Annotated in this window: 23 protein-coding genes; 4 read left to right on the top strand and 19 right to left on the bottom strand. The window is 39.3% G+C overall.

The window, feature by feature from the left end:
* Nucleotides 1-10: 10 nt before the first annotated feature.
* Nucleotides 11-655: an ATP phosphoribosyltransferase gene (gene hisG / locus ACE1B6_RS25110; protein ID WP_413260020.1), complete on the bottom strand. Its 645-nt coding sequence runs from the start codon at nucleotides 653-655 to the stop codon at nucleotides 11-13.
* Between the two features lie 134 nt (nucleotides 656-789).
* Here hisG and rppA point away from each other — a divergent pair, with 134 nt between their 5' ends.
* Nucleotides 790-1,473, top strand: coding sequence for a two-component system response regulator RppA (gene rppA, locus ACE1B6_RS25105; RefSeq protein WP_413260019.1), 684 nt, complete (start codon nucleotides 790-792; stop codon nucleotides 1,471-1,473).
* A 64-nt stretch (nucleotides 1,474-1,537) separates the two neighbouring features.
* Here the strand turns inward: rppA and ACE1B6_RS25100 are convergent, their stop codons facing one another.
* The 18 genes from ACE1B6_RS25100 to ACE1B6_RS25015 form a co-directional block, all read right to left on the bottom strand.
* Nucleotides 1,538-2,800: a serpin family protein gene (locus tag ACE1B6_RS25100; protein WP_413260018.1), complete on the bottom strand. Its 1,263-nt coding sequence runs from the start codon at nucleotides 2,798-2,800 to the stop codon at nucleotides 1,538-1,540.
* 100 nt (nucleotides 2,801-2,900) lie between these two features.
* Nucleotides 2,901-3,293, bottom strand: coding sequence for a Shedu anti-phage system protein SduA domain-containing protein (locus tag ACE1B6_RS25095; protein ID WP_413260017.1), 393 nt, complete (start codon nucleotides 3,291-3,293; stop codon nucleotides 2,901-2,903).
* Nucleotides 3,294-3,295: 2 nt separating this feature from the next.
* Nucleotides 3,296-3,610 carry a hypothetical protein gene (locus ACE1B6_RS25090; protein WP_413260016.1) on the bottom strand — a complete coding sequence of 105 codons (315 nt, stop codon included), beginning with the start codon at nucleotides 3,608-3,610 and terminating at the stop codon, nucleotides 3,296-3,298.
* A 39-nt stretch (nucleotides 3,611-3,649) separates the two neighbouring features.
* The gene (locus ACE1B6_RS25085) at nucleotides 3,650-4,657 is read right to left on the bottom strand and encodes a 1-acyl-sn-glycerol-3-phosphate acyltransferase (protein WP_413260015.1); all 1,008 of its coding nucleotides are present in this window, start codon (nucleotides 4,655-4,657) and stop codon (nucleotides 3,650-3,652) included.
* Between the two features lie 29 nt (nucleotides 4,658-4,686).
* The gene (locus tag ACE1B6_RS25080) at nucleotides 4,687-8,220 is read right to left on the bottom strand and encodes a PAS domain S-box protein (RefSeq protein ID WP_413260014.1); all 3,534 of its coding nucleotides are present in this window, start codon (nucleotides 8,218-8,220) and stop codon (nucleotides 4,687-4,689) included.
* Nucleotides 8,221-8,273: 53 nt separating this feature from the next.
* Complete coding sequence (locus ACE1B6_RS25075) at nucleotides 8,274-8,579, bottom strand: (2Fe-2S) ferredoxin domain-containing protein (protein ID WP_413260013.1); 306 nt, start codon at nucleotides 8,577-8,579, stop codon at nucleotides 8,274-8,276.
* Between the two features lie 109 nt (nucleotides 8,580-8,688).
* Nucleotides 8,689-9,990 (bottom strand): serpin family protein, encoded by a 1,302-nt coding sequence (locus ACE1B6_RS25070; RefSeq protein WP_413260012.1) that lies wholly within the window; start codon nucleotides 9,988-9,990, stop codon nucleotides 8,689-8,691.
* Between the two features lie 56 nt (nucleotides 9,991-10,046).
* The gene (locus ACE1B6_RS25065) at nucleotides 10,047-11,258 is read right to left on the bottom strand and encodes an aspartate aminotransferase (RefSeq protein ID WP_413260011.1); all 1,212 of its coding nucleotides are present in this window, start codon (nucleotides 11,256-11,258) and stop codon (nucleotides 10,047-10,049) included.
* 244 nt (nucleotides 11,259-11,502) lie between these two features.
* Nucleotides 11,503-12,597, bottom strand: a complete 1,095-nt coding sequence (locus ACE1B6_RS25060; RefSeq protein WP_413260010.1) for an iron-containing alcohol dehydrogenase family protein — start codon at nucleotides 12,595-12,597, stop codon at nucleotides 11,503-11,505.
* A 273-nt stretch (nucleotides 12,598-12,870) separates the two neighbouring features.
* Nucleotides 12,871-13,227 (bottom strand): hypothetical protein, encoded by a 357-nt coding sequence (locus tag ACE1B6_RS25055; protein WP_413260009.1) that lies wholly within the window; start codon nucleotides 13,225-13,227, stop codon nucleotides 12,871-12,873.
* A 389-nt stretch (nucleotides 13,228-13,616) separates the two neighbouring features.
* Entirely contained in the window at nucleotides 13,617-14,465 is an 849-nt protein-coding gene (locus ACE1B6_RS25050) for a hypothetical protein (RefSeq protein WP_413260008.1), read from the bottom strand.
* Between the two features lie 71 nt (nucleotides 14,466-14,536).
* Nucleotides 14,537-15,037: an NAD(P)H-dependent oxidoreductase gene (locus ACE1B6_RS25045; RefSeq protein ID WP_413260007.1), complete on the bottom strand. Its 501-nt coding sequence runs from the start codon at nucleotides 15,035-15,037 to the stop codon at nucleotides 14,537-14,539.
* Nucleotides 15,018-15,380 (bottom strand): hypothetical protein, encoded by a 363-nt coding sequence (locus tag ACE1B6_RS25040; protein ID WP_413260006.1) that lies wholly within the window; start codon nucleotides 15,378-15,380, stop codon nucleotides 15,018-15,020. The genes ACE1B6_RS25045 and ACE1B6_RS25040 overlap by 20 nt, the downstream gene beginning before the upstream one ends.
* A 2-nt stretch (nucleotides 15,381-15,382) precedes the next feature.
* Entirely contained in the window at nucleotides 15,383-16,498 is a 1,116-nt protein-coding gene (locus tag ACE1B6_RS25035; protein ID WP_413260005.1) for an AAA family ATPase, read from the bottom strand.
* A 38-nt stretch (nucleotides 16,499-16,536) separates the two neighbouring features.
* Nucleotides 16,537-17,181, bottom strand: a complete 645-nt coding sequence (locus ACE1B6_RS25030) for a histidine phosphatase family protein (RefSeq protein ID WP_413260004.1) — start codon at nucleotides 17,179-17,181, stop codon at nucleotides 16,537-16,539.
* Between the two features lie 108 nt (nucleotides 17,182-17,289).
* Nucleotides 17,290-19,821, bottom strand: coding sequence for a glycogen/starch/alpha-glucan phosphorylase (locus ACE1B6_RS25025; protein WP_413260003.1), 2,532 nt, complete (start codon nucleotides 19,819-19,821; stop codon nucleotides 17,290-17,292).
* A gap of 230 nt (nucleotides 19,822-20,051) precedes the next feature.
* Nucleotides 20,052-21,233: a transaldolase gene (locus ACE1B6_RS25020; RefSeq protein WP_413260002.1), complete on the bottom strand. Its 1,182-nt coding sequence runs from the start codon at nucleotides 21,231-21,233 to the stop codon at nucleotides 20,052-20,054.
* 135 nt (nucleotides 21,234-21,368) lie between these two features.
* Complete coding sequence (locus ACE1B6_RS25015; RefSeq protein ID WP_413260001.1) at nucleotides 21,369-23,807, bottom strand: phosphoketolase family protein; 2,439 nt, start codon at nucleotides 23,805-23,807, stop codon at nucleotides 21,369-21,371.
* Between the two features lie 549 nt (nucleotides 23,808-24,356).
* On the opposite strand from ACE1B6_RS25015, the gene ACE1B6_RS25010 reads away from it, so the two are divergent.
* From ACE1B6_RS25010 to ACE1B6_RS25000, 3 genes are all read left to right on the top strand, one after another.
* A complete protein-coding gene (locus ACE1B6_RS25010) occupies nucleotides 24,357-24,995 on the top strand; it encodes a histidine phosphatase family protein (RefSeq protein ID WP_413260000.1) in 639 nt (212 codons plus the stop codon).
* Nucleotides 24,996-25,272: 277 nt separating this feature from the next.
* Nucleotides 25,273-25,644, top strand: coding sequence for a cyclic nucleotide-binding domain-containing protein (locus tag ACE1B6_RS25005; RefSeq protein ID WP_413259999.1), 372 nt, complete (start codon nucleotides 25,273-25,275; stop codon nucleotides 25,642-25,644).
* Between the two features lie 57 nt (nucleotides 25,645-25,701).
* A complete protein-coding gene (locus ACE1B6_RS25000) occupies nucleotides 25,702-26,931 on the top strand; it encodes an acetate kinase (protein WP_413259998.1) in 1,230 nt (409 codons plus the stop codon).
* Nucleotides 26,932-26,996 lie beyond the last annotated feature (65 nt).

The following is a 26,996-nucleotide window of genomic DNA, read 5'->3' as shown; positions in this document are numbered from 1 at the left end:
AAATAATCAATTAAACTGCCGCTGAAATTGTTTCTCGCACTCGCTCCACCCAACCATGTAAATTATCAGAATTGAGGCGATAACTCAAAGGATTGACAATTAATCTAGCGGTACTTTCAAATAACACATCAATTTCAACTAAACCGTTTTCTTTGAGAGTTCGTCCGCTAGAAACCAAATCAACAATTGCTTCCGACATTCCGGTAATTGGCCCTAATTCTACTGAACCAGAAAGTGGTACAATTTCCACAGGTAAATCCAAAGCCTCAAAATATTCAGCCGCACATTTAACAAACTTAGAAGCTACTCTTCCATGTGGCGGAAGTTGCAGAGCCGATCGATAAGGGCTAGACTGTTTTACAGCCACAGACAAGCGACAATAACCAAATTTTAGATCGGCTAAATGGGCAACTTTCGGATGTTTTTCCCGCAATACATCATAACCAACAACTCCCAATTGTGCTTGTCCGTATTCTACATAAACCGGAACATCTTGTGCCCGTACTAACAAAGCTTGAGCGGTATTAGTAGGATCGGAAATTTGCAATTGACGGTTATTAGATTCTAAAAAAGCACTAAAATCTAATCCCACACTTTGCAATAAACGAATGGTATCTTTCAGAAGAGCGCCTTTTGGCAATGCAACAGTCAACATAACGATTTTTGCTTTTAGATTTTGTAGGGGCGAATCATTCGAGCGACAATCTATCTACTCAAATTCTAGGTTTTCTCTCCGAATGCTTCGCCCCTAAAAGTGTAACAGGTAGTTTTCCCATTCTTAATTGTCCCATGAAAATTCTTCTAGTTGACGATGAAACCGAACTTGCCGATCCTCTCAAAGCAGTGTTAACTCGTGATGGTTACAGTGTAGATGTAGCTTATGACGGAATTTCTGGAAATCAATTGGCGCTACAGGGAAATTATGATTTATTAATTCTCGATTGGATGTTACCGCAAATCTCAGGATTAGAAATTTGTCAAGAATTACGCCGTCAAGGAAAAAGTACTCCGGTTTTATTTTTGACTGCTAAAGATACTTTAGACGATCGCGTACAAGGATTAGACGCAGGCGCAGATGATTATTTAGTAAAACCTTTTGAATTACGAGAATTATTAGCCAGAGTTCGCGCCTTATTGCGGCGAGTCACAGTGTTAGAATCTCCGATAACTCACCAAAAATTAAAAGTTGGAGATTTAGAATTAGACTTAGAAAATCAAGTAGCTTATCGTCAAGGAAGAATGATTGAATTATCTGACAAAGAAAGTCAGCTTTTAGAATATTTTATGCGTCATCCGGGAGAATTATTAACTCATACAGAAATTTACGAACATTTGTGGAGTGGGGAAGAACAACCCAGTAGCAATGTGTTAGCTGCTTTAATTCGTTTGTTGCGTCGAAAAATCGAAGCTAATCATCAAAGTCAGCTAATTCACACTGTTTACGGTAAAGGATATCGCTTCGTAGAAAGTTAAAGTTCGTAGTAGGCGCTTCAGCGCCACTCGCACTGAAGTGCTTACTACGAACTGTAAGTAATTGTTATTTTGGATCTACAATTGAACCCATAAATAAAATTGTTCCGGTTTGATTATCGCGAATTGCACAGAAGAAAGGGCGATCGACTACCATTTTAAAAGGTTCTTCTGTTGGTAGTGCAGCAGTTGGCATAATTGCTACAGAGGTTACCGCTGCTGCTTCTGTACCTTCTTCATTAACTTCCACAAAAGTTTTGTGTTTGACTTCATCAATTTTTACTTGTTCAGGAGTCATATTAGAAAAGTTAGCTTGGTTTTGAAAAGCTACTCCCATTCCTAATGCTTGCAAAGCTTCATTTAAAGTAAGCTCGTATTCTAATTTGAAGCGAGGTAAAACAATTTCTCCCTCTCTATAAGAGAATTGTTTCATCCATTGTTGCCAGTTTTCCGCAGTTAAATTCCGGTAAAAATCTGCCTGTTTAATGTTTGGTTTCGGCAGAAATACATACATACTCAAACGTCCAGAACCGTAGGGCAAACTAATAGCTTGAAATTCGGAAGTTTCAGAGTAACGATATTTACCCCGTTGGGACATTAAAGGATGTTGTTTCCGAGTTCCATTGAGTAAGGTAAAAGGTTGTTCTTTGGTGGCAGATTTAAAAAATTCTTTTTCCCAATTGCCTTTAAAGTAAATGGCATTGATTAAAAAAAGCACAGATGAAGGATCGATTTCATCGATGATTTTAGGAATTTTTGAGCTAGTGTTTTGGCTTACCCAATCATTAATTATTTTGACTGAATTGGGATTCTTGAAATCTAAATTGGTGATTTTTGCTTGGTAATATTTCTCTGTTGTTTGCAGAAATTCTGGTTGAAAAGGAAATCCTTCTCTTAACCACAGGGAGTTAGCAATATCTAGTTGCACTTTTGGGTCAATTTTGGCTAAAGTTTGGGTTAAAGCTAATTGGGATTGGTTAAGTTCTGCTAAACTGATTCCTTGTAATTGTAAGGTTTGAGCCATTGCTTGTTTTGTGGAACCAGCTGCACCATTGTAGGTCATTTGCAGTGCGATCGCCACACTACTAGGCGAAACAAAAATATTTTTTCTGCCATCTTTAGCGAAAATTTGCGAAAATAATTTAAACCCAAAATTGGTATTTGCTTGCCCTAATTTTTCAGTCATATTATTAGAGTTTTGTTTGGTGAAACTGCTGTGAGTTACGTTAGCTTTTACTTCTTTGGGTTGTCGAATCAACGACCCTGTTAGTAAAATAACTACGATCAAACTTAAAGCTAAACTGATCCGACTTAGTAGTTGCTTTTTCATAGTAATCCTTGGTTAATCGCTCTGTTAAAAAGCATTGATAAATCCTAAGTCGATGATTTAACTTAAAATGTTCCCGTCAAATATTAATTCTTAACATTCTTCATTTAAAATCTTTAATAATTAGTTGGCTTAGCCCCTGCTCAAATCTGGGCGACCATTCTGGAGTAATTTTGCTAGATTTACTACGAAATATACTGTCTGATTCTGCTGCCTCAAATTCTACAAAACAGTAAGCGTTGTTTGAGTAATCTCCGATTACTAAATCGCTAGCAAAATCTCCGAATAAGTCATACTCAAATGCAATGCGATCGTATCTATTAATTTTAGGATGATAAGTCCCAACGAATGCAGATAAATGTGGACGGTTCCTAAAAAAGGGTAAGATTTCTTCACGTTCTGATAAGTTCCTACGTCTAGCAAGTAATTGTTGGAATTCTGTAAGTTGCTCAATACACAGTCTAACATCAAATTCAAAAGGCAGAAAAGTTTTCATTTTTACAGTATAATTTTAGGGGAATTATCAAAAAGAAATTCTATTCTTTCTTTCATAAAAATATCCAGTATTTCAATTTTATCTGGAGAAGTCATCCTAAAAATAATTCGCAAACTTGGATTAACACGAATTACATAAAGTTCTTCATCAGCCTTAAGTTTGGCAATATTTTGAGATTTAATAAGTTGTTGAATTGGAGATATTTCTAAAGAGTTAATGGTTTTTAAAACGCTTTGTCTCTCCTCTTCTGTCAAAGCATCTAAAGCCGGAAGTACACTGTTGTGAATTACAATTCGTCCTTGTTGATTAATTGTCATGGATTTACCCTGCCAAGTTAAGTGTTTAAATTCATAAATCTATAATTCATGTGTGTTTATTTTCAATTTTAATCCAAAAATTTCCTTTTGCATATTCTCTCTAAGTTCTTGGGCGCGACGATAAGCATTAGTGTGATTAGTATCAGAGAAATTTTCGGGTAAACAAACAGGTTGAACATAATAAGTCAATCGAGTTTTCATTGCCCAAACTCCCATTGAGGGAAACAGAATAAACACAGGCATTAAAAAGGAAATGGGTAAGAAGGGAAGACCAAATATTTTACCTAATTTTCTCACGTTAATCGTCAAAGGATGAAGAGATTCATTTCCTAAACAAATTACCGGAGAAATGGGGATTTGATAGCGATCGCTTAAACTAATAAAACTCGGATGAAAAGTTTCTAAATGATAACGAGAAAACCAACCTTTGCCAGGACCACGTAAACCTTCAGGCGCATAAAGTAAAATGATTTCGTGGGAAACTGCGGCAGCAAAATCATCTATTTCTGCTCGCACCGCACCTAAAACTTTAGACCATCCAGGCGGTAGCCACCAAACTACCCAAGGATGTTCAAATAAGGAAACACCAGCTAAGGGTTGCACCGTCCAACTGCGGGATTCTCCTAACAAATAAGCTAACACTAAAAAATCCCAAGGGAAAGACATTCCGGCATGATTCATTGCCACTATTAATGGTGATTTTTCTGGCAAATTTTCCAGTTGTTTTAACTCACCGCGAAAGTAATATTTAGCAATGGGAGCAAGTATTTCTTGGCGAAAAGCTTGTTGATAAATAGGGTTAAATTCTTCTATATTTTCTAAGCGGGGAGGACGACAACCAAGGCGCAACCAACGAATTAATAATGCTAAATAAAAACCACCGGGAATTAAAAATAAAATGTATTCTAGCCAATTCCAACCATCAGGATCGGCGTGATATTTTTGCCAATGGCGGTTAAATAAAATCAACCAACCTGGTGGATACCAGAGACAAAACCAGTCAAACCAGGAAAATTTATAATTTAATTTATCAGTTTCATAATTCATAGCTTTTTATTTGTTATCCAAATCACTAGTTAACTGTGTTTAACCAGAGTTGCTACTACTTTAGCTAAATTTTCTGGTTCTACTGGTTTTGGAACGTGCATTTGAAAACCTGCTTGGATAGCTTGGCGGCGATCTTCATCTCTGGCAAAAGCGGAAAGGGCGATCGCTACTGCACAAATAGTTGCACCACCACTAGCTTCCAATTCTCTGATTTTCCTAATTAAAGTATAACCATCTTCTCCCGGCATTCCCAAATCGCTAACTAATACATCTGGTTTAAGCTTTTGAATAATATTTAAAGCTTCTTTAGCTGAAAAAGCTATTTTCACTAAAGCTCCATATTGAGTTAGTACGTTAGCAACTAATTCGCAATTATCAATGTCGTCATCAACCACTAGTATTCTTAATCCTAATAAAGAAGCGGAAGCAACAGTTAGGGAAGAGGAAGATAAGGAAAATTCCATCAAATTGTACTCATTATTACTCGGTAAATAGTTAAGTTTCTCATGCTCTTTAATTAAGGGTAATTTTACGGTAAAAGTTGCACCTTTACCTTCTCCTTCGCTATAAGCTTGAACCGTTCCCCCATGTAATTCTACCAATCGCCGGACAATAGTTAAACCAAGTCCTAATCCGCCATGCGATCTAGTAATTGAGCCATCTTCTTGACGAAAACCTTCAAATACATGAGGAAGAAAATCAGTACCGATTCCTTTACCAGTGTCTCTAACTTGCACTTGGGCGTACTTATTTGTGCGATCTTCTAAAACTGATAGCTTAATTTCAATTTGTCCATTTTCTGAAGTGAATTTTACCGCGTTAGAAAGTAAGTTAAGGACAATTTGTTGTAAGCGCGATCGATCGCCTGCAACTAATCCTACTGACGGCTCAAGTATGGAGACTAACTGAATACTTTTCGCTTCAGTTGCGGGTTTAATAGTTTCAATTACATCATCAATTACTTCTGCTAAATTCACTAGTTGAATACTCAAACGAATCTTACCGCGAATAATCCGAGAAATATCCAAAATGTCATCAATTAAGTTTACCTGTTGTTTAGCATTACGTTCAATTGTCTCTAAAGCTTTATTAATTGTTTCTTGACTTAATTGGCGAGTGCGGAGCATTTGCGCCCAGCCTAAAATAGAGTTTAATGGAGTACGTAATTCATGGGAAACGATCGCCAAAAATTCATCTTTGATCCGGTTCGCTTCTTGGGCTTGGTTCAGTGCTTCCCGTTGTGCTTCGTAAATATTAGCTCGATCGATCGCTAAAGCAATGCGATCGGCAACCAACTCTAATAAACGCAAATCCTCCGGCGTAAATTCATGAATATCAAGTGTACCCACATGAATAACACCTAACAATCTCCCGGCAATTATTAACGGCGCACCCATCAGAGATTGTACTTTTCGTTCTTGCAAAACCGGACTAAACACATGATTATAAGCATCTTTTTCAATAATCATTGGTTGCAGTTTTTCAGCAATTTTTCCAGCAAAACCTTCACCTAAAGGAATACAAAACTCTTGCCTAAATTCCTCTTCTAATCCCTTAACTGCTCGGACTTTTAAATTATTACTCTGAGTATCTTTAAGTAAAATAGCAGCAGTGTCAGCATGACAAATTTCACTAATTCTTTCCAGAGAATCTTGCAATAATTCCTCTAAAGAAAGATGGTTTAAGACAACATCTGTTACTGCTTGCAACCTTTGAACTATATTTTTAGCAGCTTGTTCTCGTTTCAGTAATTCAGTGCGTTCTGACTGTGCTCTTTTTTGATCTTCAATATCTGTACAAGTACCAAGCCAGCGCACAATTTTACCATCTCGATCGCGTACAGGTAATCCTCTTCCTAAGTACCAGCGATAACTACCATCTGGCGATCGCAGTCGATACTCAACAACATAAGTATTGCCTGTTTCCACTGCTTGCAACCAACACAAACGGCTAAATTCTCGATCGTCAGGATGCAGCACAGTTTGCCACCCAGAACCTAAACTTTCCTCCACACTTAATCCGGTATATTCATACCAACGATGATTAAAATAATCAATCTCACCATTAGGTTTTGTTGTCCAAACAATTTGGGGAATAGCTTCCGTTAATAATCGATAATATTGCTCATTTTCTTCAGCCCTAGCACGGGCTGCTTGTTTCTTCTCTAAAAGTTGCTGACGGGCGATCGCTTCCGCCAAAATATTAGCTACTGCTTGAAAAAAATTAATATCATCTTCCGTAAAAATTCGCGGTTTCCTAGAATGCGCCCCCAACACTCCCCAAGGTTGATTTTCTCCAGCAATAATTACACTCATACCACTAATTACACCATGTTGTAGAAGTAATTGTGGCTCATGAAAACGATTTTCTTTCCTTAAGTCTGTAACTACTACTGGTTCTTGGCAAATCAATGTATAACCTGCTTGAGAATCAAGCCTTGCACCTATAGTTTTATTGCCTACTAATCCAGGTTGCCAACCAATTCCTGAACGTAAAAAAAAGGCTTTACCATCTGGAAGTAGTTCGAGAATTTTGCAATACTCAACCTCTAAAGTTTCACTAATCAAAATAGCAGTTTCATCCATTAAACTATCAAGCTTAATTCCCGAAAGCGCCCTTTGTCCTAAATGAGCGATCGTCGCCTGTTGCTTAGCTCTATTACTTAATTCTAATTCCGTTTGTTTGCGCTGCGAAATATCTTCAATTACCGCAATAAAATAGTCTGGTTTTCCTGTGCGATCGCGTAGCGTTACGTTAGCAGTATCGCGCACTAAAGACCCAGTTAAATTAATCCAAACCAAAGAACCATCCTTACGGATATAGCGTTTTTCCATTGAATATGTTTGGATTTCCTGCGCTAAAATCTTTCGCACATATTCCAAATCTATATCTAAATCCTCCGCATAAGTAATTTCTTGAAAAGTCATTGTCAGCAATTCTTCTTTGGAGTAACCCACAATATCGCAAAGTTTTTGATTAACATATAACCATTTACCATCTTGACTCACATGAGCCATTCCCACCGCAGCTTGATTAAAGGTAGCCCGAAATCTTTCTTCACTAGCTATTAAAGCTTCTTCAGCTTTTTGAGAATTACTCAAATCTCGTACCGAAGCCACCCGCACAGAGCGACCTTGGTAAATATAAGTTCTGCCAATTACTTCTAACGGAAATGTTGTACCATCCTTTCTTACAGCTATAATTTGGTAAGGATCTTCACTTCCAGATGCAACTTTTTCCCCTACAATTAACCAAGATTCTGCTGTCACAAAATCTTCAGCAGACATCCCCACTACTTCATTTAATTCATAGCCAAACATCCTAGCAAAAGCAGGATTTACATCTAACACTTTTCCGTTTTCATGAATTATAATACCTTCCATAGTTACATCAGTCAAAGAACGAAATCTAGCTTCGCTTTCCCGCAACGCTTCTTTAGCTATCTTTCGCTGAGTAAGAACGCTGTGCAAATATCGCAAAAGTAACAATACTCCTAAAAATAAAAATATCCATATTGGGCTAATTAAAATTTGGCAACCCAGTCTAGAAAATGGTTCTAACATAAATTTGTTTTGTAATGTTGATGTTTCTGCCTTCTGCCTTCTTGCAGTAGCTATTAGGGAGAGAAAAACATTTCCATTCTTAAATGAATTCTCGGATTCAGCTTAGCTTCTACGGGTTTTCCTTGTTCGAGATGTTGCTCAACAATTTCAGCAACATTACTAGGTTGAACCCGACAATACCAAGTTTCGTCAGGTACAATTCGCACTGTAGGCCCAGAACTGCACTGTCCCATACAAGAACTAGCTTGCACTTCTACTGCCTCAATTTCTCTGGCTTGAAAAGCAGCTAACACTTCTGCTGAACCATTTTTTAAGCAAGAGTTGTGTTGACAAACCATTACACAGCGATGTTCTGACATATTCTTTTTCACTTAAATAAAGTGTGATTAATTTAATTGTGAACGAATTTATTTTCTTTTCAAGGGATTATTTGATTGCGGTGATTTATACTTGAAAATTATACCATTACTAGGGGTTTACAATAGACCCCATAAACAGTATAGTTCCAGTTTCATTGTCACAAATTACACAGAAGAATGGGCGATCGACAATAATTTTAGTTAGTCCTCCTCTACTACCTCCTATATTAGTAACTGCTGTGGCTGTAGTTCCCTCCTCATTAACTTCTAAAAAAGTCTTGTGTTGCACTTTACCAATCCATAAAGGAGGAACAGTAATAGAGGAAAAATCAGCTTTCTGACTAAAAGCTATTTGCATTCCCAAAGCTTTCAAAGCATTTATTAAATCAACTTCATAATTTAATTGAAATCGAGGTAAACCAACAGAAATGAATTGAGAATAATCATTATCCAATTCATTACTATTAAAATATTCCATCCATTTTTGCCAATTTTTCTGATTCAAATTTTGATAAAAACCTTTAATACCCACATCTTTATTAGGTAAGAAAATGTACATACTTAACCTAGTATCAGAATAAGGTAAGCTAATTGCTTGAAATAATTCATTTTCATAATATTTCACTCCTGGTATTTGTTGAAACATCATTTTTACAGATTTTTGCGTTCCATTTACCAAAGTGAAAGGATGATCTTTAGTCAGTTCTCTAGCAAAAGGATATTTCCAGTTACCGACAAAGTAAATCGCATTAAGTAAGAGGAAAGCAGTATTTGGTTCTATCCGTTCAATAATGCGATCGATCCTACCATTAGTACTTTTTCGCACCCAGGAATTAATCCTAGCAGTAGCTTGCGGTTCGCGAAAATTAATCCTTTGAATTTCCGCTTGATAGTACCGTTGAATTTTTTGGCTAAAATCTGGTTTCAGAGGTTCTTGCTTATCTATCCATAAGGAATTAGCAAGCTGAATCTGGGATTTCAAACGAGATTCTTGCAGCTGCTTTTTGATTACAGCATTTGCTTGATTAACTTCTTGAATACTAATTTCTTGTAATTCTAATGTCCGAGCGATCGCCTGTCTAGTCTCCCCATTACTGCCATTGTAAGCGATCGCCAAAGCCACACTAACACTAGCCGGAGAAATAAAAACATTCTGGTTAGCTTGTTCAGTTTGCAACTGCGAAAACAGCTTGAAACTAAACCTAGTATTAGCCGCAACTATTCGGGGATTAATAGACGACTCATTAACCGAAAGAACCGACTGAGAATAAGTATTTTCCCAATTAGTTGATTTCCCCAAATTTCCCACTGGAAGCAATCGGAAATTCGGGAAAAATCCAGCATTCAAAACAGTAGAATTGGTGGAAAAACGAGAGCCATTAGCCACAGACTGTTTTTGCCACCAAATCATAACCAAGCCGAGAGCGACCCAGCAAATGATTAAATAACTTAAGACAAATTTAACTTTCACTCTGAACTAGCAACTAATGCCTGGGATTGATAACGGATATTAGCCTGTTTCAAGCGTTGCAAAGCAGTGGATAAGCGATCGCAATCAGCAATTAAACTAATTCGCACATAACCCTCTCCAGCAACGCCAAAAGCATTTCCCGGAGTAACTACAACACCAGTTTGCTGCAATACGGAAAGTGCAAAATCAGTTGACCCCACACCAGGCGGACAAGGTACCCAAAGATACATCGTCGCCTTAGTTTTCGGCACATTCCAACCCAAACTCGCCAACCCATCAATCAAGAAATCCCGACGACGACGATAGCGTTCTTGCACCTCTTGTAAATAAACATCCGGCAGCTGAAGCGCCGTTTCCGCAGCTGATTGTAAAGCCGCAAAAATCCCATAATCCAGATTAGTTTTTAAAGTGCGTAAACCTTGAATAATATGACGATTGCCCACCACAAAACCCACACGCCAACCAGCCATATTATAAGTTTTTGACATAGTGTGAAACTCTACACCAATCTCCTTGGCACCGGGAATTTCTAACAAACTAGTCGGCTGATAACCATCAAAAGCCAACTCCGCATAACAAAGATCGTGAACCAGCATAATTTCATGCTTGCGGGCAAAAGCCACAATTTCCGCAAACAACTCCCGTGGTGCAGTCGCCGCAGTCGGATTACTCGGATAATTAAAGTAAAGCATTTTAGCACGTTGGGCAACTTCATCAGGAATCGCCCCCAAATCAATCAACCAATCATTTTCCGGGCTTAAATGTAAACTATACACCTCACCCCCAGCAATTACTGGACCCCGAAAATGAGCCGGATAAGCCGGAGAAGGCACCAAAACCAGATCGCCTGGGTTAATGTAAGCGATCGCCAAATGCGTCAAACCCTCCTTAGAACCCAACAGCGGCAAAGCCTCACTATTCGGATCGAGCGACACACCATAACGCCGTCGATACCAATCAGTAATCGTGCGCCGAAAACTAGCAGTCCCCTCAAAAGGCGGATAACCATGATTAGCCGGATCTTGCAAAGCCCGAATCGCCGCCTCCACCACAGGCGCAGGAGTCGCCCCATCAGGATTTCCCATTCCCAAATCAATCAAATCCAAACCCTGTTCCCTAGCCCGCGCCTTCAACTCATCCAATCGCGCAAACACATAAGGAGGCAAAGCTTGTAAACGTTCCGCAGGCGTAATCCAATCTAAATTCATTTTCTTAACTTATTGCACAACTGCCTAAATAACTAATAGAGAAAAAAAACCCACCCAAAAGGGTAGTTTGAAAAGTATCTCTTATTTTGGGGACTGGGGATTGGGGACTAGGGACTGGGAAAGGCAGAAAGTTTGTAGGGTGCGTCAGACGATAAATCCGATCGACAGCATCAAGATTTGAATTTCTGACGCACCCTACTTCTTGTCCCCCAATCCCCAATCCCCAATCCCCAATCCCCAATCCCTAGTTCTTCCTCGCCTCTTCCTGAATTTTCGTAGACACCATTGCTGCCATCAAATGATCCGGCGTAACCTCAAAAGGCAAGCGATGAATATCAGAATTAGGAGAACAGGTAATTTCCGCAGCTTGGCGCAACTCAGTCAAAGTAATATTACCCAAACCTAAATCATCCAACGATCGCGGTAAACCAATTTCCGCATAAAACTTTAACAACTGTTGTCTCGCCGTAGCTGCTAACTGATTACCTTGCAGCATTTCTTCCAAACGCAGTTGCACTAAAATCCCGTAAGCCACCTTTTCGCCATGCAAAGAATTATGGGCAGCCAGAATATGAGTTAAGCCATTATGTGTAGCATGGGCAGCGACAGTGCGACATTGCGCCCCACCTAACCCACCAATCACCCCGGCTAACATCACAGTGGCATCAACAACTTCTCGCCAAACTTCGCCTCCTGGTTCTTGCAAAGCAACACGAGACTTTTGGAATAAAATATCTCGTAAAACTCTGGCTTGTTGAACCGCACCAATAATAAAAGTTTGCTGAGAGTTTCCACTACTCACCGATGCTTCGTACCATTTCGCCAAAGCATCACCGATTCCCGCAACTAAAGTCCGTTGTGGCGCAGTTTGAATTAAGCTGTAATCCAACAACAATAGATCGGGACAACGTTCTAAAGACACATCGTAGAGATATGCACCTTTTTCGGAATAAATGTTAGAAAGGGCACTCCAAGCTGCACAAGTTGCCGCTGATGTGGGTATGGTGACAACAGGTAAGTGGCACTGATGTGCTAAAAGTTTGGCAGTATCTAAAGCTTTACCACCACCGACACCAATAATCATGTCAGCTTGATGTTCTTCTACTTTTGCTCTTAAAGATGCCAAAGTAGATTCGGAACAATCGGGAGTGTAGTGGGCAAAGGCAACACTTAGCTGTTCTTGTTCTGATACTAGCTGCAACTGCGGCTGAACTACGGCAAGAGATTGCACGCCCCCGACTACCAAGGGGTTTTTACCTATCCGTGCGATCGCTTCCCCACCCTCCTGGGCTAGGGTGCAGCGAATCACTTGGCTTGGGGCAATGACAAGACGGGACACTGATGTAGTTGAAGTAGACACTTATGGCAAAGATTAATCGGTATTACAAATAGACTATGTTAGCTAATTAACATTCTGCCATTGTCTTGGAAAAAACAACTTATTCTTAGTATTATTTTTGTAATATAGCGATCGTGAAATTTCAGTAGCTCCTGTTTCTGACAATATTTTATCAAGTCTTGTCTAGTGTTGTTTAGCTCGATCGCAAAGCTCATTCATCTGTAAACGAACATCAACAACATCTTTGAGAGCCAGAATAGTTCCAGAAATTAATTAAGGACTGGAAAATTCTGGACAGTAATGTTTAGGTGCAATGGTAAACATGATGTTACCAGATTGAATAGCCGCCTGAACTATTTCTTTAGACGAATTTCGCCAAAAACTAACCCAAGATTGCATTAACTCTCGTTCAGTTTTCCCGTTTTTTAATGAGTTACAAAGATTCTGCGCCAAGCGAATATGCCCTGTAGGATTCTGGTTTAATGTATTGATGAGTAATTCTGAGTGTGATTGTCTTGCTGCTAAAGTCCGATAATGATTAAGAAATTCTTGATCTTTAACGTTTTGGGCATAGCTTGGCATCTGGTTGGTAGTTAGAAGTAGTGCAACCCCTAATAATATGCTTTTCATTTTGCTTGATTGAATTTGATAACCCTATCATTGCTCGTATTTTATGAGATTACATCGCGGGAAATGCTGATAATTAATCTGCTTTACAAAACTTTTTAGAGAGTTTTTACTTAAAGTATTTTCCTCCGATCGATGTAACGAAACTTTGCGAGAAAGCGATCGCCTTGGCAATGGATGTAAAAAAAGATTTTTGTCTGTTATAACAAACTTTAGATGTGGTTTAAAAAGAGCGATTTATAATTGCTCTTTTTGATTAACTGTTGCGGAAAACTGCAATAATCAGGTCTTGCAGTGATTTTATCAAGTAGTCTCGGTAGTTTCTAGTTGTTGGTGTTTTCACGTCTTTACATATACAATTTACGACTAAAGTGGCTACTACAAACTTGATATTATTCGGCTAAACCTGCTTCTTGCAATGCTTGCGCTAGTAAGTCTATCAGTTGCAGTTTTTCCGCCCATTGGTTGAGATAGCCAAAATCTAGATTTTCTCCTTGTAGTTTTAGTACACCTAAAATATCACGCCATTGCTTTTGCGATTCTCTGGCAGTCATGCGGAACCAAAGGAGTTTTTGTAATACTGTATCTTCAGGGGAACAGATATAAAAGGATTTATTAACATCATTGTCGGGAATATGTAACTGGCGACGAGACATTTGGGAGCGAGAAAATTCATCGTCACGCATTACAAATAAGTCGGCTTTTTCGGTTGTAGTTAGGTGAATTATATTAAATGATGATGTTCTCCCTCTAATGGCTTCGTCTACAGCTACTTCGCTGATATAAAATTGTCCTGTCATTGCTTTAATTAGTGGATCTATTTGGGTAGGTTGAATATTTATCACTAAATCTAAGTCTTGAGTAAATCTTACTTCTCCTTGGAGGGAACTGGCTACGGAACCGCCAACATAATAAGGAATATTCAGAGAGTTGAAGATAGTAGCTAATTGATGTGCTAACCAAATTGGATCTTCTAACATTAGTTCTCCCGAATCTTCTAATTTACCGATAAAATCAGCCCATTCTTGTCCTAAGCGTCTTCTAATATATTGCTGTTTAATTAGGCTTGGGTAGGAATTAGGAAACTGATTTTTAATTCCCATTAAAGCTAGGGCTGAGCCTTTTCTTACTACTCGTTGAAACAAAGCTTCTTTTTCCTTCGGTGTCATTTTTCGCCAAAGGTCAAACTGCACTTTTTCTGCTTCAATAGAAGTATCGATCGCCTGAGTCCGATAACCCATATTAAAACCATTTTTAGATTTTAGATTTAGTCTTCTCTAGTTCCCAGATCCCAGTACCCAGTCCCCCAAAATTATTTACTTTTCAGTTGAAAGCGATCGTCATAATCACTCAAAGGCGGGTAAAATATCGGTTCGGTTGACTCAATGTTTAACAATCTTTTTTTATACTCTGTTAAGTAAGCTTGGCGTTTTTCTTCATCTGCATGAGCAACCGCCCAAGCAATAAAAGGTGGCAATACCTCAAAACCAACAAACCTGAGAATTCCGTGATTAATAGGAAAAAGGATTTCGTTAATATTACCATTAATCCCGATCGCAGTATACATATTTTCCGGCCCTCCAGTAGTTAAGGAGAGCATCGCCTTTTTACCCTGGAAAACTCCGTTATCATACCATCTACCACCACCGTAAATTTTGCCCATTGCAAATACGCGATCGACCCAACCTTTAAGAATTGCAGGTAAGGAAAACCACCACAAAGGAAACTGTATAATTAATAAATCGCACCATTCTAATTTTTCCATTTCTGCCTGAATATCAGGAGCAAAACCGTTAACTTCGGTAGCGTGCATTTCTTCTATTTGTTGTTTGAAGTAATCCGGGGGTTAAATATGAATTTTCACTATCTTGTTGATGGATTTCTAAAAGGGCAAAGTAGGTGTCTATTACATCTTTGCGATCGCCACAATTAAAAAATTCCGGTTTATACTGACTCCACCATCTTGGAACACAAGCTTTGTAAAAGTTTGCATCCGGCATTTGCTCCATTCTCGCATAAGTTTGCGGCGATAATCTATACCGATTATCCTTAATACCTCCTTCTCCTTCACATAACACAACTATTTTATTCTTAATTCTTCGAGATTGAATAATAATTTCACAGTGTCGCTTTAACTGCGCTGGATCGAAACTCATAATTAACTTGATGCTTGTTGTTTGAGAAGTTTTGGCTCTAATTCCTTAACATGAGAAGGTGTAAGTGCTTGGCATAGTTCATAAGAATGAGTTGCTAGAATATATTGATTACTTGGTGCCCATTCTTTGAGATCGGCAATTATTTGATATTGCCAATCAGGATGAAATGCAATTTCTATTTCATCCATGAGGACGATCGCATCTTCTATATTATAATGTTTCAACCACATATAAATACTCAGTCTCTTTAATTCCCCATGACTTAAATCTTCTGGATATAGTTCTACAGTTTCACCATCTTTCTCTAATTTAAAACTGATACTAGACAAATCAGCTTCTAAATTGATTTTTTTATTCCCCAATATTAGATGCAAATCTTTAATTAATTCTTTATAACTATTTCCATATTTGCCTGTTTCATTGACTTGTTTGATATCTTCTGCTATAGCTGCTTTCAAGGATTTAGTTAGTAGATCAACAGCCATAAAATCATAAGTAAAAAAGCCGGGTAATTTAGCTTTTGCATCTTTAAGCTGTGAATAGTAGTCATTTTCTTCATTTTGCTCTCTGAATAATAGTTTTCTTGAGTTGGGAGAAAGAAAGAGAAAAATTTGGGTAGCAGGTGCAGCCAGAAATATTTTTTCTGAAACTTCCTTAAGAAAAATTTTTCCTTTAGTTATATCTAAGTTATCTAAATGGCAAAGTAAAACTTCTTTTTCATATTCGCATATTTCTATTGTATTCTCCGTATAATTATTATCATCATTATCCCAAATCATTCCAAAGGATTCTTTGGTTTTTGATGTAATAAGCTTCTTATTTTGCTCTAGCAAAAACCTAAGCGTGATAGATTTTTCTCCATCCCAAATATCAATTAAGGCGATAGTTTTATTTTTGTCATAAACTTTAATCCCATGAAGTAAGTTTTTCAAAAAATCTACCCGATCGGGATTCCCAGAACAATGCAATAATCCAAAAATCAGTTGTAAAAGCGTACTTTTCCCACCACCATTTTGACTGCCAAGGGGAAAAATATTAGGGAAAAAATCCTTTTCAAATGTAATATCAACATTCTGCAAAACGCGAAAATCTGGAACTTGAACTCGTAGTAAACGCATAAAAACTTTTCCGCATCTCTTGATAGTAAATATTGTATCTAAGTACAAGGTAACGATCGCAAATACTCGCTAAGATGGGACCGATCGCCAATTACATGAAACCTCGGCCCTTTAGCTGCCATTTCCACAATACTAACCGCCGCTACAGGCATCGCCAAGCGATCGCGATATCGCCCCACATCTATTCCTAATAAACAACAAATCATAATTCTAATTGTTGCCTTATGTGACACAATTAAAACATTTCCATCAGAATATCTTTCTTGGATTTCTTGAATTACTGAAGAAGAACGACGCGCAATATCGATCGCCCTTTCTCCATTTGGCGGCGCAGTCCAAGCAGGATTAGTTAACCAGTATACATATTCATCATGAAATTCCTGGTTAACTATTGTTGGGTGCAAACCTTCCCAACAACCATAAGAAACTTCTCGCAATCCATCCCGCAATTGCATTTCTAAACCCACAGTTTCACAAAAAGGCGTTGCAGTTTGAATTGTGCGATGTAGAGGACTAACAAAAGCAGCTTTCCAAGGTAGATCGCAGTAAGCTTTGGCAAAAGCTTCTGCCATTAAAATTCCCTCCGGGGTAAGTCCCGGATCGTTTTCGATCGTGCCACAATAACCACCCGTAATACTATAAGCAGTTTGACCGTGACGCAAGAAATAGATTTTCAAAGTCATTAGTCATTGGTGATTTGTCATTCATTAAATTTTAGTATAAACAGATCCCCAGATCCCCGACTTCTCCAAGAAGTCGGGGATCTTGACTTAACTACCTTCTGCTTTTCTTTAATGTAGAATTGCAGTGGCTTCGACGTATTGTTTCAAGTCGATTTTTACTGGCTGAATTTTCCAGAAATCTTCGCAATAATCGCGGATAGAACGATCGGACGAAAACTTACCCATTCTAGCTACATTAAGAATAGACATCCGAGTCCAGCGATCGATATCGCGATATGCTTGACTTACTTCATCCTGAGTATCTATGTAGGAACGATAGTCAGCCATCAGCATATATTGATCGTTACCCAACAGGTGATCGACTAAAGGTTTAAACAGGTTAGGATCGCCATGAGAAAAGAAACCGGAAGCGATGCGATCGATCGCCAATTTCAACTCAGGATCTTTTTTGTAATATTCCCAAGGTTTGTAACCTTTTGCTTTCAAAGCATAAACTTCTTCTGTGGTTAATCCACACAAAAAGAAGTTTTCTGCCCCAACTTCTTCGAGAATTTCCACATTCGCGCCATCTAAAGTTCCGATCGTAATTGCGCCATTTAAAGCGAATTTCATATTACCTGTACCGGAAGCTTCTTTACCTGCGGTAGAAATTTGTTCGGAAAGTTCTGCTGCTGGGTAAATTTTTTGAGCAAATTTCACGCTGAAGTCTTTGAGGAAAACCACCTTCAAGCGATCGCGCACATCAGGATCGCGATTCACAATATCTCCCACCGAATTAATCAACTTAATGATTAATTTTGCCATGTAATAACCGGGTGCAGCCTTCCCGCCAAACAAGAAAGTTCGCGGTGTAATCTCAATATTAGGATTAGCTTTAATCCGGTTGTACAAAGTAATAATGTGCAGCACATTCAAATGTTGACGTTTGTATTCATGGAAACGTTTCGCCTGAATATCAAACATCGAATTAACATTGACATTAATCCCTGTAGTTGATTTGATGTAATCCACCACATCTTGTTTAATTTCTTGCTTCATTTGCCGCCACTGGTGACGGAATTCGGGATCGTCAACAAAGCCTTCTAATTTTCTCAGTTCATAGAGATTTTTTACCCATTCATCGCCAATTTTACTGTGCAGCAATTTACAAAGTCTCGGATTACTTAACACCATAAAACGTCGGGGAGTAATCCCATTAGTTTTGTTGTTAAACTTCTCCGGGTACATTTCATAGAAATCATGCAACACATCTTTTTGCAACAACTCAGTGTGTAATGCTGCAACACCATTAATCGAGTAACTACCGACACAAGCTAAAAACGCCATTCGCACATAACGTTCCCCTGATTCATCAATCAATGACATCCGCCGCAATCTATCCACATCATCAGGAAATTTCATGCGGACTTCATCTAGGAAACGGTTGTTAATTTCGTAGATAATTTCCAAATGTCGGGGTAACATTCTGCCAAATAAACTAATCGGCCAACGTTCTAAAGCTTCTGGCAGTAAAGTATGATTAGTGTAAGCAAAGGTTTTCTTCGTAATTCCCCAAGCTTGATCCCAAGTCATATTATGTTCGTCAATCAGTAACCGCATCAATTCTGGGATAGCAACTGATGGGTGCGTATCATTTAACTGAATCACGAATTTATCAGCAAATTGTTCTAAAGGAACGTTTTGTCCTGCCATAATTCGCGTCATATCTTTTAGCGAACAGGAAACAAAGAAAATTTGCTGTGCTAAACGCAGTTCTTTACCTTGAGCCGAGTTATCGTTAGGATAAAGTACTTTCGAGATGTTTTCCGAAACCGTTTTTTGGTGAACTGCGCCTAAGTAATCTCCTGAATCAAAAGCATAAAAATCAAAGGATTCTACTGCTTCTGCTTTCCACAAACGTAAGGTATTGGCGGTATTAGTTTTGTAACCGAGAATTGGTGTATCGTAAGGGATTCCTTTCACTATTTTGTCAGGAAGCCAATAAACTTTAAAGTGCCCATGTTCATCAGCACGCATTTCTGTATGTCCGCCTAGTTTAACTTCCACAGACCATTCTGGACGGGGAAGTTCCCAAGGATTACCAGCACTTAACCATTTGTCGGTTATTTCGACTTGCCAACCGTCTTTAATATCCTGCTCGAAAATACCAAATTCGTAGCGAATACCGTAACCTAAAGAGGGAATTTCTAAGGTGGCGAGGGAGTCGAGGTAGCAAGCTGCTAATCTGCCTAAACCGCCGTTACCTAGTCCGGGTTCTTCTTCTTCTTCTAGCAGTTCTTCCAAGTCGAGTCCGAGTTCTTTCATTGCTTGATTAACTTGGTCATAAATTCCCAGGTTAATTAAATTGTTGCCTAATTGTGGCCCCATGAGGAATTCGGCTGACATATAAGCAACGGTACGAGAGGCGTTTCTGGTGTAGGTTTCGGCGGTGTTTAACCAACGGCGTAATAAGCGATCGCGCACCGTATAAGCCAAAGCCATGTAAAAATCATTTCTACTGGCTATTTCGGGGAATTTCCCTTGAATATAAAACAAGTTATCCGCAAAGGCTCTTTTTAGGGTTTCTATACTTAACCCAGTGCGATCGTCTTCTACTCTAACTTCTTTTAATGGTTCTGATGAATTCGGCAATATTTGCATAAATCAAATTCCTACTGTTCAGGAGTTCACAAGTTTAGATGAGAAAATGGTCATTAGTCATTGGTTATTTGTCATTTGTAGTATAGGTGGGTTTAGATGACCAAGGTTAACATTCTAAACTAAGTTTTTCACCTTTTTTTCTGCGTCAGTCCTGATTTGTTAACTACCAATGACATATAACCAATGACCAATGACTCAAATCAAAAATCCAAAATCGTCTACCTCTTGAATTATTTACTGGTTGCTAATTGTAACACTGCTCCAATTCCAGCACTGATTTCTTCTGGGGTAATTTTGCCATCTTTGTTAACATCCAAGGCATCAAATACAGCATCACTTCCCAGCCATTCTTCACGGGTAATAAATCCATCGCCGTCTAGATCGTAAACATGGAAAATATCTTCCGCTGCGTGGTTTAATGTGTCTACACCTTCTAAACGTGCCAGTCGATCGGCTAACAGTTTTTCCAGTGTTTCTAGGGCTTTGGTGAAACCTTTGATCCCTTCATCGAGTTTTTCCGATGCCATGCGATCGGCTTCGTGCATTTTATCAAAGGTCAGTTTGTCGATCGAGATTTTTTCCATCTCTGATTTTACCGCTAATTTCGGATCGAGTTTCCGCGGTAAATCTTTTATACTTGCTTGCAATTCTGCCAACAATGCCGGAGAAATTGTCAGGAGATCGCAACCTGCTAACTCAGTAATTTCGTCAATATTACGGAAGCTAGCTCCCATTACTTCTGTTTTGTAGCCAAATTTTTTGTAATAGTTATAGATTTGGGTAACAGAAAGTACTCCCGGATCTTCAGCTGGTGCGTAACTTGTTTTCCCCGTTTCTTTCTTGTACCAATCAAGAATTCTCCCCACAAAAGGCGAAATTAAAGTAACTCCTGCTTCCGCACAAGCGATCGCCTGATGCACTCCAAACAACAAGGTCAAATTACAATGAATTCCCTCTTTTTCTAACACTTCAGCCGCACGAATTCCTTCCCAAGTCGAAGCAATTTTAATTAAAATTCTCTCTTTAGGAATTCCCGCTGATTCATATTCCGAAATTAAATAACGAGCCTTAGCAATTGTACCTTCTGTATCGTAAGAAAGTCTAGCATCTACTTCTGTAGAAACTCGACCGGGAATAATTTCCAAAATCTTTTTTCCAAAAGCAACCGCTAAGCGATCGAACGCCAAAGAAAGAATTTGACCATCAGAAGCACCCGCACCAGAATCTTTCTTTGCTTGTTTGAGAGTCTCATCAACAATTTCTTGATACTGCGGCATTTGCGCCGCTGCTGTAATCAAAGAAGGATTAGTTGTAGCATCTCTAGGTGTAAATTTTTCAATTGCTTGAATATCCCCTGTATCAGCAACAACAACAGTCATTTCCCGCAGTTGTTCCAACAAACTTTTAGCCATTTCTTGTCTATCCTTTTTTGTTTAGTAATTGGGGACTAGGGACTAGGGACTGGGGACTGGGAAAGTTTTGAGTTTTGAGTTTTGAATTGTTTCCCCTGTTCCCCAATACCCAGTACCCAGTCCCCAGTCACCTAATTAATAGGGCCATTTCCAATGCAGAACATCTGCTTTGTCAACGCCGTATTCGTGAGCATAGTTGCGGCAATCAATCTGCATATTCTTGAATTTTTCTTTAGCATGAGCACCTGCAACTTTTAAGCTGGGAATGCGATCGATCGCATCCATCGCAATACTATAGCGATCGATCTGGTTTTGGATCGCCAATTCCAAAGGAGTGTTAATATTCCCCTTCTCCTTATAACCGCGAACGTGCAAATTCTTATGATTTGTCCGACGATAAGCAAGACGGTGAATTAACCAAGGATAACCGTGAAAATTGAAGATAATCGGCTTATCGATCGTAAACAAACTATCGAAATCGCGATCGCTCAAACCGTGAGGATGTTCCGTATCCGGCTGCATCTTAAACAGATCGACCACATTAATAAACCTAATCTTCAAATCAGGAAATTCCTCACGTAACATCACCGTTGCTGCTAGTGCTTCCAACGTTGGAATATCACCCGCAGAAGCCATCACCAAATCAGGCTCACAACCTCGATCGTTACTCGCCCAATCCCAAATTCCAATCCCCTTAGTGCAGTGAGTAATCGCCGCATCCATATCCATATATTGCAAATGCGACTGTTTATCAGACACAATCACATTCACATAATTCTTACTCCGTAAACAGTGATCTGCCACAGACAGCAAACTATTCACATCAGGCGGCAAATAAATCCGAGTAACTTCCGCACTCTTATTCACCACCAAATCCAAAAAACCCGGATCTTGGTGCGTAAAACCATTATGATCTTGTCGCCAAACCGTCGAAGTAATCAACAAATTCAACGAAGAAATATCCGCCCGCCAAGAAAGTTGACGGCAAATATCCAACCACTTAGCGTGTTGGTTAAACATCGAATCAATCACATGGACAAAAGCCTCGTAAGTCGAGAAAAATCCATGTCTTCCAGTTAACAAATAACCTTCTAACCAACCTTCCAAAGTATGCTCGCTGAGCATTTCCATCACCCGACCATCGGGAGAAAGTTCGCTACCATCCAAATCTTCCGGGAAAAACTCGGCAATCCAAAACTTCTTGCTAACTTCGTAAATAGCTTGCAGTTTATTCGAGGTATTTTCATCCGGCCCAAATACCCGGAAATTATTCGGATTCCATTTCATCACATCCCGCAAGAAAACACCCAAAGGTTTAGTATTTTCCGCTTCGATTTGGGCGGGTTTATCAAATTTCACCCCATATTGGCGGAAATCAGGCATCCGCAAATCTTTCCGCAACAATCCCCCGTTAGCATGAGGATTAGCACCAATCCGGCGAGTTCCCTTCGGAGTAAGATCTTTAAGTTCGGGAATTAATTTGCCGTTGTGGTCAAACAATTCTTCTGGTTTGTAGCCGCGTAACCAATTTTCTAACAGCTGGAAGCTTTCAGGATTCTTCGCCACATCAGCCATTGGGACTTGGTGTGCTCTCCAGAAACCCTCTACCTTGTGTCCGTTAACTTCTTCTGGGCCAGTCCAACCTTTAGGACTCCGCAGCACAATCATCGGCCACCGCGGACGGAAAGCGTTGCCTGTACTCCGGGCTTCCTGCTGAATTTTTTTGATTTCGCCAATGCAATGATCCAAGGTTGCTGCCATTGCTTGGTGCATTGTCTCCGGGTCAGAACCTTCGACAAAGTAAGGAGTGTAGCCATAGCCGCGGAACAAGTTTTCTAGTTCTTCGTGGCTAATCCTTGCCGGAATAGTCGGATTGTTGATTTTATAGCCGTTCAAGTGCAGAATCGGCAACACTGCCCCATCCCGCACTGGGTTGATAAATTTATTGGAGTGCCAGGAAGTTGCTAAGGGCCCGGTTTCCGATTCCCCGTCGCCCACTAACACGGTAACAATCAAGTCGGGGTTGTCAAAGGCTGCGCCGTAAGCATGGGAAATACTGTAACCGAGTTCGCCGCCTTCGTGAATTGAACCGGGAGTTTCCGGGGTGCAGTGACTCCCAACACCGCCCGGAAAGGAGAATTCTTTGAAGAAGATTTTCATTCCTTCTTCGTCTTCGCTTTTTTCCGGGTAAATTTCTGAGTAAGTGCCTTCTAAGTAGCAGGGCCCAAGATAACCGGGTGCGCCGTGACCTGGGCCGACGAGGTAAATCATGTCTAGGTCTTGGTTTTTAATCACTCGGTTCAGGTGAGTGTAGACAAAACTAATCCCTGGACTAGAACCCCAGTGTCCTAACAAGCGTTTTTTGATCTGTTCTATTTTTAAGGGTTCTCTGAGCAGGGGGTTGTCTCGCAAGTAAATCATTCCCACTGCTAAGTAGTTGCAAGCCCGCCAAAAAGCGTGCATTTTCCGCAGTTCTTCGCCGCTTAAGGGAGATCCTTGTACAGTGGCTCGCGCTGTTCCAAATGCGCTAATGGATGATATATCAGTTGTTGGTTTGGGAGGAGTTGCTACCATATTTCCTCATTCTCAATGTTGACTTGCATCTCTACAATTGGCACACAGACCTAGTTCTAGAACTAGTGAGTTTTTTGTCAGCTTTTATCTAAGGTTAGGGAGAGTTCCTAGAAAGTAATCTCTCACAAGGGATAGATAATTGCTGATTACTTTCCCGCTGAACGTTTTTTTTAATTACCATTAGCTTTGTATTAGCATTTTTTCTCTCTACCTTGTTGAGTTTGGTAACTTTTGCAGGTAGTTTAACATCTAAGATGCAATCAATCCACGATCGCAAATATAAAATCTTAAATTTTATATTTTTGTATAAACTTTATCATTAAGCTTAACTAAATAAAGTTAAATTCGCTTATCGGTCAATAATTTAATCTTTTATTAATGTGATAACTACCTTATCTTAAGTAGCATAGTGTAATGCTGATTGAAAATTTAATATTAGGCCGATCTTTTCCCAGTAAGCAAGTTGTGAAGTTTTCCCACTTGTTCAAATATCTATTGAATTAAGATAAACTTTGAATGTCGTGAGGGAAACTCTCTAAAGGTAGATTCATGAGCTTACTGCTGTATTTTTTACGACACGGACAAACAACTTATAGCCGTTCTAATAGTTATTGTGGTTCGCTCGATCCAGAATTAACTGCGGAAGGAATGGAAATGGCAAAAGCTTTTACTCAAGCTTATAAATCTTTTCCTTGGACTGCGGTTTTTTGTAGTCCTTTGCGCCGTACTATCGCTACAGCAAAGCCATTATGTGATGCTATTGGCATGGAAATGCAATTGCGAGATGGGCTCAAAGAAATCACTTATGGAAAGTGGGAAGGTTTATCTCCAGAAGAGGTAAGTTTACAATTTCATGATGATTATATTCGATATTTAGCAGATCCGGGTTGGAATGCACCGACGGGTGGAGAAAGGGCGGTTGATATTGCTCAACGTAGTTCTAGCGTACTTGAAGAAATTGAACAAAAGTATAAAACGGGTAATATCTTAATTGTTTCTCACAAGGCGACAATTAGAATTATGCTTTGTTGGTTGTTAGGAATTGATGTGGGGAGATTTCGCGATCGCATTTCCGCCCCCGTCGCTTCTGTCAGTGTCATCGAATTTGGCGTACATGGCCCTTTGCTTCATGTTTTGGGCGATCGATCCCATTTAAGCATAGAATTACGAAACTTACCCGGTACTTAATCTCTCACTTTCCGGTTATTGTCATCCAGAAAACATTTTTTTCGAGATTTGGCAATCTAACTTACAATAATTTGCATCTCAATCTGGTAAAACTATAATCACAACTATCAAAAGGAGGAAAAATTATTAGATTCTTCAGATAGTCAGTTGTTCTCCAGTTTTCAGATAATCTGGTTTTAGCTAAGGTATACTCCTAATGGTAGTTGCTGCGAGCAATTATTTTGCTTTGCTGTAGCTAGACAAAGTAAAGCGATGTTGTTACAGGAGTTAAGCAACAATGTTAGAACCAGCAAAAACTGTCCTCATCTATCAAAAAGAACCGGGGATCAAGGAATTTTCCAAAGGTGAAGTGATTTTTACAGCTGGAGAAATTGGCACTGTAATGTATGGTGTACTTGAAGGAGTAGTAGACTTATTTGTTGGTGATAAAGCTGTGGAAACGATCAACACGGGAGATGTTTTTGGAGAAGGGGCATTAGTGCATGAATCACATAAAAGGGCTACCACAGCAATAGCAAAAACTAATTGCAAACTGGCTTATTTAGATAAAGAAAGATTTCTTTTTGCCGTACATGAAACGCCAGTTTTTGCCCTAGAAGTAATGCGAAGTTATTCATGTCGTCTGCGACGATTCAAAGAGTCATTTTAAGATTGCTGCTAGAGATGCAGAAGTTTCAAGTAGTGAGTTAAAAGGGAATTTAACCCCATGAAAATACTAGTTCTCAATGCTGGATCTAGCAGCCAAAAAAGCTGCCTTTATGCTCTAAAAGAAGAGGCATTACCAGTGCAACCACCATCACCGCTTTGGGAAGCACAAATTGATTGGACTCACCATGAAGGTGTAGCAGAACTAAAGGTAAAAACAATTCATGGGGCTATTTTAAAAGAAGAATTAAAGGCGGAATCTCGGCAAGAAACTGTTGAGTATATGCTGCAAACTTTGTGGCAAGGTGAGACTAAAGTAATTGATAATTTAGCAGAAATTGATTGTGTTGGTCATCGGGTGGTACATGGAGGAGATAAGTATCACGAAAGTACTTTAATTAGTCAAGAAGTTAAAGACGCGATCGCCAATTTCGCCAAATTTGCCCCCGTACACAACCCAGCTAATCTACAGGGAATTGAAGCAATAGAAAATATTTTAGGCGAAAAAGTGCCCCAAATTGCGGTTTTTGACACAGCTTTTCATGCCAAAATGCCCGAAGAAGCTATTGTCTATCCCCTACCTTATGAATTTTATCAGCATGGAATTCGTCGCTACGGATTTCATGGTATTAGTCACCAATATGTTTCCCAACGTGCAGCCCAACTTTTAGGCAAAGATTTAACATCATTAAAGTTAGTAACTTGTCATTTAGGCAATGGTTGTTCTTTAGCAGCAGTGAAAAATGGACATAGCATTGATACCACAATGGGATTTACTCCCACTGCTGGATTAATGATGGGAACTCGTTCAGGAGATATTGACCCAGGAATTATTATTGATTTGTTGCGAAGAGGTCATACAGGTGAACAAATCGATGATATTTTTAATCGTCGATCGGGATTTTTAGGACTTTCGGGAGTATCTGCGGATATGCGATTAATTGAGCAAGCGATCGCCCAAGGTAACGCCCGTGCTAAACTCGCCTACGATGTTTACGTTCACATTTTACGCTCATTTATTGGCGCAATGATTGCCACTTTAAGCGGTATAGATGCCTTAGTATTTACCGCCGGAGTTGGCGAAAATGCCGCTGATTTGCGTGCCGATGTCTGTGAATCTTTTGAGTTTTTTGGATTGAAAATTGACGTAGAAAAAAATAATCACAAACCTGTCGATCGAGATATTTCCACACCTGATTCCTCAGTAAAAATTTTAGTAATTCATACTCAAGAAGATTGGGCAATTGCCCAAGAATGTATCCGCCTAACTCAACTAGTCACCAGTCACTAAAAGTTCGTACTAACGACTTCAGTCGAACCCAAAATCCGCCCGGAAATCAATTTCCGGGCGGGGTA

Origin of the sequence: Floridaenema fluviatile BLCC-F154 (genome assembly GCF_041929135.1) — a bacterium.
GTDB lineage: Bacteria > Cyanobacteriota > Cyanobacteriia > Cyanobacteriales > Aerosakkonemataceae > Floridanema > Floridanema fluviatile.
The sequence above is the reverse complement of the archived record's forward strand: the minus strand, read 5'-3'. Positions and strand labels throughout refer to the sequence as shown.

What these genes read in the sequence shown, in the direction of transcription:
- ACE1B6_RS25000 (WP_413259998.1), top strand. Translation starts at nt 25,702, where the DNA reads ATGAAAATACTAGTTCTCAATGCTGGATCTAGCAGCCAAAAAAGCTGC.
- ACE1B6_RS25090 (WP_413260016.1), bottom strand. Translation starts at nt 3,610, where the DNA reads ATGACAATTAATCAACAAGGACGAATTGTAATTCACAACAGTGTACTT.
- ACE1B6_RS25085 (WP_413260015.1), bottom strand. Translation starts at nt 4,657, where the DNA reads ATGAATTATGAAACTGATAAATTAAATTATAAATTTTCCTGGTTTGAC.
- ACE1B6_RS25055 (WP_413260009.1), bottom strand. Translation starts at nt 13,227, where the DNA reads ATGAAAAGCATATTATTAGGGGTTGCACTACTTCTAACTACCAACCAG.
- ACE1B6_RS25030 (WP_413260004.1), bottom strand. Translation starts at nt 17,181, where the DNA reads ATGACTTTGAAAATCTATTTCTTGCGTCACGGTCAAACTGCTTATAGT.
- hisG (WP_413260020.1), bottom strand. Translation starts at nt 655, where the DNA reads ATGTTGACTGTTGCATTGCCAAAAGGCGCTCTTCTGAAAGATACCATT.
- rppA (WP_413260019.1), top strand. Translation starts at nt 790, where the DNA reads ATGAAAATTCTTCTAGTTGACGATGAAACCGAACTTGCCGATCCTCTC.
- ACE1B6_RS25005 (WP_413259999.1), top strand. Translation starts at nt 25,273, where the DNA reads ATGTTAGAACCAGCAAAAACTGTCCTCATCTATCAAAAAGAACCGGGG.
- ACE1B6_RS25020 (WP_413260002.1), bottom strand. Translation starts at nt 21,233, where the DNA reads ATGGCTAAAAGTTTGTTGGAACAACTGCGGGAAATGACTGTTGTTGTT.
- ACE1B6_RS25070 (WP_413260012.1), bottom strand. Translation starts at nt 9,990, where the DNA reads ATGATTTGGTGGCAAAAACAGTCTGTGGCTAATGGCTCTCGTTTTTCC.
- ACE1B6_RS25015 (WP_413260001.1), bottom strand. Translation starts at nt 23,807, where the DNA reads ATGGTAGCAACTCCTCCCAAACCAACAACTGATATATCATCCATTAGC.
- ACE1B6_RS25040 (WP_413260006.1), bottom strand. Translation starts at nt 15,380, where the DNA reads ATGAGTTTCGATCCAGCGCAGTTAAAGCGACACTGTGAAATTATTATT.
- ACE1B6_RS25025 (WP_413260003.1), bottom strand. Translation starts at nt 19,821, where the DNA reads ATGCAAATATTGCCGAATTCATCAGAACCATTAAAAGAAGTTAGAGTA.
- ACE1B6_RS25075 (WP_413260013.1), bottom strand. Translation starts at nt 8,579, where the DNA reads ATGTCAGAACATCGCTGTGTAATGGTTTGTCAACACAACTCTTGCTTA.
- ACE1B6_RS25045 (WP_413260007.1), bottom strand. Translation starts at nt 15,037, where the DNA reads ATGCACGCTACCGAAGTTAACGGTTTTGCTCCTGATATTCAGGCAGAA.
- ACE1B6_RS25095 (WP_413260017.1), bottom strand. Translation starts at nt 3,293, where the DNA reads ATGAAAACTTTTCTGCCTTTTGAATTTGATGTTAGACTGTGTATTGAG.
- ACE1B6_RS25010 (WP_413260000.1), top strand. Translation starts at nt 24,357, where the DNA reads ATGAGCTTACTGCTGTATTTTTTACGACACGGACAAACAACTTATAGC.
- ACE1B6_RS25050 (WP_413260008.1), bottom strand. Translation starts at nt 14,465, where the DNA reads ATGGGTTATCGGACTCAGGCGATCGATACTTCTATTGAAGCAGAAAAA.
- ACE1B6_RS25035 (WP_413260005.1), bottom strand. Translation starts at nt 16,498, where the DNA reads ATGCGTTTACTACGAGTTCAAGTTCCAGATTTTCGCGTTTTGCAGAAT.
- ACE1B6_RS25100 (WP_413260018.1), bottom strand. Translation starts at nt 2,800, where the DNA reads ATGAAAAAGCAACTACTAAGTCGGATCAGTTTAGCTTTAAGTTTGATC.
- ACE1B6_RS25065 (WP_413260011.1), bottom strand. Translation starts at nt 11,258, where the DNA reads ATGAATTTAGATTGGATTACGCCTGCGGAACGTTTACAAGCTTTGCCT.
- ACE1B6_RS25080 (WP_413260014.1), bottom strand. Translation starts at nt 8,220, where the DNA reads ATGTTAGAACCATTTTCTAGACTGGGTTGCCAAATTTTAATTAGCCCA.